Annotated in this window: 2 protein-coding genes; both read right to left on the reverse strand. The window is 66.4% G+C overall.

The features are described from left to right. Positions 1 to 1,618: thiamine pyrophosphate-binding protein (locus tag ABNS06_RS13975; protein WP_348675208.1), on the reverse strand; the 1,618-nt coding region annotated here is incomplete at its 3' end. A 39-nt stretch (positions 1,619 to 1,657) separates the two neighbouring features. Beyond that, positions 1,658 to 2,155 (reverse strand): hypothetical protein (locus ABNS06_RS13980; RefSeq protein WP_348675209.1); only part of this gene is annotated, 498 nt, incomplete at its 5' end.

A 2,155-nucleotide genomic window follows, 5' to 3' on the forward strand; every position in this document is an offset into this window, starting at 1 on the left:
CGACGAACATGCCCTGCAGGCCGAACGACTCGGCCATCTGGTCGAAGCGCACGTTCTTGCTCCAGTGCACGCCCGGCTCGGTCGACTTGCCGTGGCCGAAAGTGCGCTTGTAGACGCCCACTTCCAGGCCCCAGGCGTTGTCGACGGCCACGACGATGACCATCGGCAGGTTGAAGCGCTCAACCACCTCCAGCTCGCCGATGTGATAGAGGAACGATGAATCGCTCGTGGTGAACAGCACGGGGCGCTTGCCGCCATCGGCGATGGAGGCGCCGACAGCGTAGGGCAGGCCGGTGCCCAGGCAGCCGAAGTTCTGGTTCCAGATCACGTCATGCGGTTTGGCCTGGAGATAGGTCCAGGTGAAGATCACGGTGCAGCCGCCGTCGCGCACGTGAATGGCGTTTTTCGGCATGGCGCCGGTGGTTTCGATCACCCACTTGCCGGTGTGTACGCGGCCGCTGTCGGTGCTGAAGTCCTCGTTGCGCAGGTCGGCCAGGCGCTTCTTGTCCTCGGCGATCCAGCGTTGCAGGTCAGGATGTTCGCTGCGACGGCTGTTCTTCAGCGCGGCGGAAAGCTGCGGCACCACGGTGCGCAGGTCACCCACCAGCGGCACGTCGATGGGTCGGTTCTGGCCGATGGCTTCCGGGTCCAGTTCGATGTTGATCCACTTGCGGTCGGTGTTGCCCTCGGCCCACAAAAAGCCGCGACCGTAGTGCACCGGCTCGCCGATCTCGGTGCCAATGGCGACCACGACATCGGACCTGGCGACGATCTCGTCGCCGACCTCCGCGAACAGGTAGGGGAAGGTCCGCTCCTCGATGCCCTCGATGAAGGCCGTGCCGCCGGAGGTCTGCAACACCGGGCAGCCCATCAGCTCGGCCAGCTCCTTCACCTTGGCTCCGGCGCGCGTGCATTGCACGGCATGACCGACCAGCAGAATGGGGCAGTCGGCGGCCTTGATCAGCTCGGCAGCCTCCGCGATCTGGTCGGAATCCGCGCCGGGCTCGACCAGGCGGTAGGCCTTGGGCGGCAGGGCCGGTGGCACGTTCAGCTCCTGGAGAATGACGTGCGACGGGTATTCGATGTAGACCGGCCCCGGCGTGCCCGACTGGCAGACGCGCAGGGCGTGGCGAATGATCTCGTCGGTCTGGTCGGCGTACTCGATGCTGGCGCTGAACTTCACCGAGTTCTTGAACAGGGCTTCCTGCTGGATGAACTGGATGCGCCCGCGCCGTACGCGGCGCTCGGTGATGCGAGCGCGTTGCCCGCCCAGGTAGATGACCGGTGAGTTCTCGACCAGCGCGTTCATCATCGAACCGGAGGCCAGCGCCACGCCCGGGCCCAGCGTCGAGATGCAGAGTGCCGGCGTGCCGTTCATGCGCGCGTAGGCCTCGGCCATCATGCCCGCCGCCAGTTCGTGGTGCGGCGTCACCACCTTCCAGCCACGCTGTTCCGCGGCGACGAAGAGATGGACGAAGTTGGGGTCGGGAATGCCGAACACCGCCTTGACGCCCTCGGCCTCGAACAGCTCCAGAATGCGCTCGTAGACGGGGATGGATCGTCCGGTGTCCGTGTTCGCGGGCGTGTTGGCTGCGGTCGGCTTGTCGTCGGAATACATTGCGGTTGCCTCTTCCAGATGGGGTTTCGAGCGCGGCCGTCAGGCGGCCACTTTCTCGGCGGTGAACGAAAAGCGGCCCAGCGGGCCGGGCTTGACCTTGCCGCTCATGCGGTGGCCCTCCACCGTGGCCAGGAACTTCACCTTGAGCTTCATCGGCTTGGTCACGCGGTTGATCCAGGTGAGCTGGTTGCCATCGAGCTTCACATCGGTGATTGCGGAGCTGTTGCCATCGGCGGATTGCTCGCCGCAGAGCACGCCGTTGTCCAGCCGGAGGTCGAGCTTGGTCGCCTGCGGGCCGGTCGGGGCGGCGATGGTCACGGTCCAGGTGCCGACCAGCGATTCGGCGGTGACCGCCCCGTTGGCGGCGGGTGCCGGTGCCTCCTCCACCGCGACTTCCGGTGTGGGCTCGGTCTTGACCGGCTTGGGACGGATCACCGAGGTGACGGGCTTGATGTCGGCGTAGGTGACGATGCCGGGCGGGGCGGCGACCACCTGGGGAATCGCATTGACCACCGGCGCGGCGGTCATGATGTGGCC

Source organism: uncultured Abyssibacter sp. (assembly GCF_964000955.1).
GTDB lineage: Bacteria > Pseudomonadota > Gammaproteobacteria > Nevskiales > OUC007 > Abyssibacter.